The organism is Luteibacter sp. (assembly GCF_051958795.1).
In the GTDB taxonomy this organism is placed as follows: Bacteria; Pseudomonadota; Gammaproteobacteria; order Xanthomonadales; family Rhodanobacteraceae; genus Luteibacter.
This window is the reverse complement of sequence record NZ_JBQCFT010000188.1, coordinates 1-3,393: the sequence shown is the minus strand read 5'-3', so window position 1 is coordinate 3,393 and position 3,393 is coordinate 1. Positions and strand designations below refer to the sequence as shown.

General features: G+C 65.3%; 3 protein-coding genes. 1 reads left to right on the top strand and 2 read right to left on the bottom strand.

Annotated features, from left to right (window positions below):
• A partial coding sequence (locus ACTHLF_RS09590) for a hypothetical protein (RefSeq protein WP_440326922.1) occupies positions 1–409 on the bottom strand: 409 nt, incomplete at its 3' end.
• 370 nt (positions 410–779) lie between these two features.
• Between ACTHLF_RS09590 and ACTHLF_RS09585 the strand changes: the two genes are divergently transcribed.
• Positions 780–2,366, top strand: a complete 1,587-nt coding sequence (locus ACTHLF_RS09585; RefSeq protein WP_440326920.1) for an inorganic phosphate transporter — start codon at positions 780–782, stop codon at positions 2,364–2,366.
• Here the strand turns inward: ACTHLF_RS09585 and ACTHLF_RS09580 are convergent.
• On the bottom strand, positions 2,363–3,393 hold a 1,031-nt coding region (locus ACTHLF_RS09580), incomplete at its 5' end, for a chloride channel protein (protein WP_440326918.1). The genes ACTHLF_RS09585 and ACTHLF_RS09580 overlap by 4 nt on opposite strands.

Below are 3,393 nucleotides of genomic sequence, written 5' to 3'. Positions count from 1 at the left end.
GGTTAAGGCGATTTAATGCGGTGGTCTCCTCCTGAGTCAGCAACACCAGGCGGTAACGTTCGGCAATGAACGCCACGACCTGTTCGTCAGTCGCCCCGCCGTTGACGACTTCAATGACGGCGCGCGCAAAGTCTCGCTGCGGCATCACGTACTCGATCAAGACCTTCTCGCCGCGCTTCCTCGCCAAATGCGCCTCGTGGCTGCACTCGGCATGCTCGTACTTCTTAAGATTGTTGATGTGGCCCAGGCCCGGATATTTCACCCGCTGGCCCAGGAGGTCCAGAATCCTCTCCACGGAGTGAATCGCCCCACCGTTATCGGTGAAGCCCGCCGCGATGGCCTTATTGCGCGCCTCTATGAATAGCCGAAGCGGTGGCAGAAGAGTGGCCGCGCTGTACTTTCCAGGCATGAACGGATTCCGGTGAGTGAATACCGAGGAGCGAATGAGCACCCTGATTGCGGCTATTTTAGAAGAGCGGTCCCGCCTCTGTCTTCGATCGCGGAACATTCGGAAGGGATGTCGAAGGTTGCATCAACGCGCATCGACATCACCCTGCATCTGGTTCGCGCCATGGACCGCGATGGGCATAGCGGGACTCATGCAGACGAGCGCCTTCTCCCGGCGAACGGGGCCAGAACCTTGCGAATGTCGGTGCGGTCGTTGGTGGCATACAAGCGTGCATGGCATGTGAAGAACCGGGCGTACGGATCGTGCATCCTGACACCAGACAGTCATAGTGCGTTGCTACTTGTAAGGAGGTCATGACCGGAGGCACGCGATGAACAGCACCGTCCTGAGCTCCCAGCCCGTCGGCTCCCCGCAGACCCGAATGATCAGCCTCCTCGTCTTCGGGGGCGTGCTCCTCGCCGCGGCTATCTACGTCGGTTCCCAACTCGGCCATGACCTGACGGTCGCGCCGGCCAGTCCTACCTTCGAATACGTGCTCCTGGGCATTGCCCTGCTGATCGCGCTGGGCTTCGAATTCGTCAACGGTTTCCACGACACGGCCAACGCCGTGGCGACGGTGATCTACACCCGCTCGCTGCCCGCGACCTTCGCCGTGGTGTGGTCGGGAAGCTGGAACTTCGTCGGCGTGCTGATTTCCAGCGGTGCGGTCGCCTACGCCGTGTTGCAACTGCTGCCGATCGGCCTGGTACTCAATGTCGGTACTGGCACCGGTTTCGCCATGGTGTTCGCGCTGCTGCTCGCCGCGATCATCTGGAACCTGGGCACGTGGTGGCTGGGCTTGCCCTCGTCGAGTTCACACACGCTGATCGGGTCGATCATCGGCGTGGGCGTGATGAACCAGATGATGAATGCGGGCGACGCGAATGCCGCGGTGGACTGGGGCCAGGCGCTCAGCGTCGGCAAATCGCTGCTGTTCTCGCCGCTGATCGGCTTTGGCCTGGCCTACCTGCTGCTGCTCGCGCTGAAAACCTTCGTCAAGGCGCCGGAACTCTACGCCGAACCGCACGGCGACAAGCCGCCGCCGTTCTGGGTCCGCTGCCTGCTGATCCTGACCTGCACCGGCGTGTCGTTCGCCCACGGTTCGAACGACGGGCAGAAGGGCATGGGCCTGATCATGCTGATCCTGATCGGCACGGTGCCCAGCGCATATGCGCTGAACAAGGCGGTGACCAGCAGCGAGACGCAGACCTTCGTTTCCGTGGCCCACCACGCCAGCGAGACGATGTCGAAGTACGCCACCGGTGCCGGCGTGATCGCCGATCCGCGCCACGAGATCGAAACCTACATCCAGAGCCGCCACGCGACGCCGCAGACGCTGGCCGCGCTGAACCAGCTCACCACCACGGTCGCGGACCAGGTTGCGCAGCGTCCCTCGCTGGCGGACCTGCCGCAGCACGAGGTGAACAACGTACGCAACAACATGTACCTGAGTTCCGAGGCGCTGCGCCTTATGGCGAAGGAGAAGCAGCCGGCGTTCTCCGCGGACGACCAGGCCGTGCTGGACAACTACCACGGCCTGCTCGACAAGGCGACGAAGTTCATCCCGACCTGGGTGAAGGTGGCTGTCGCGATCGCGCTCGGCCTCGGCACGATGGTCGGCTGGCGGCGCATCGTGCGCACGGTCGGCGAGCGCATCGGCAAGCAGCACCTCACCTACGCGCAGGGCGCTTCGGCTGAAGTCGTCGCGATGCTGACCATCGGCGCGGCCGACCGGTTCGGCCTTCCGGTGAGCACGACGCATGTTCTCTCATCCGGCGTGGCCGGCACCATGACCGCGAATGGCTCGGGCCTGCAATGGCCCACCGTCCGCAATATGCTGCTGGCCTGGGTGCTGACCCTGCCGGTGTCGATCGCGCTGGCCGCGGTGCTGTTCTGGCTGCTACGCCACGTGTTCTAGCGCGACGGGCCCGGGCGCGGGCGCCAGAAGCGCTCGCGCCGGTGTTCCTCGTTGAAGTGCGTATCCAGCGGCCGCACCAGGTCGCTGCGCGAAACGATGCCCACCAGCCGGCGCGACGACGCGCCATCGACGACGGGCATGCGTTCGAGCTGATGCACGGCCATGCGCGCCGCGACCTGCTGGCACGTGTCACCAGGCTGGGCCACTTCTACCGTAACCCCGGCGAGTGCTTCGCCGATCATCCCGCTGAACCCCGCATCAAGCCACGCCTGTAGCGACGCGCGATCGACCATGCCGGTCACGACCTGCCCGGCCACGACCGGGAAGGCGCGATGTGACTGGCCGGCGCCGAAGAACGTTGCCAGGACTGTGGCGAGGGGCATCGCCGCATCGACCGCCTGCACCTGGGTCGTCATGACCTCACGCACGGCGTGACGCTCCAGAGGATCGACCCCGTACTCGCGGAAGATGTGGTAACCGCGGCGCGCGATCTTCTCGGTCATGATGGAGCGGCGCATCGTCACCGTGACGAACGCATGCGCAGTGAGTGTCGCGGCCAGCAACGGCAGCATCGCGTGGCTATCGTGCGTCAGTTCGAAACCGAAGACGATCGCGGTGAGCGGTGCCCCGAGCGTGCCACCCAGCGTGGCGGTCATGCAGACCAGCGGCCACAGCATCGGATCCGCGCCCGGCAGGATCCGGCTGAGCACCACGCCCAGGCCCGCGCCGAGCATCAGCAAGGGCGCCAGCACGCCGCCGGAGGTGCCGGAGCCCAGCGCCACCACCCACATGATCGCCTTGACCACGCGCAGGCCCACGGCCACCTGCATCAGGACGTTCTGGTGCAGCAGGTCGTCGATGACGTCGTAACCGACACCGAGCGCGCGCGGCTCGATGAACCCGCCGATGCCGATGACCACGCCCGCGAGCGCCGGCCACCACATCCAGTGCAGCGGGAGTTTCGCGAACAGGTCTTCCACCTTGTACAGCGCGACCGACAGCGCCGCGGCCAGCATGCCGGAAAGCA

Coding starts and splice junctions, on each gene's coding strand:
- ACTHLF_RS09585 (WP_440326920.1), top strand. CDS start 780: ATGAACAGCACCGTCCTGAGCTCCCAGCCCGTCGGCTCCCCGCAGACC.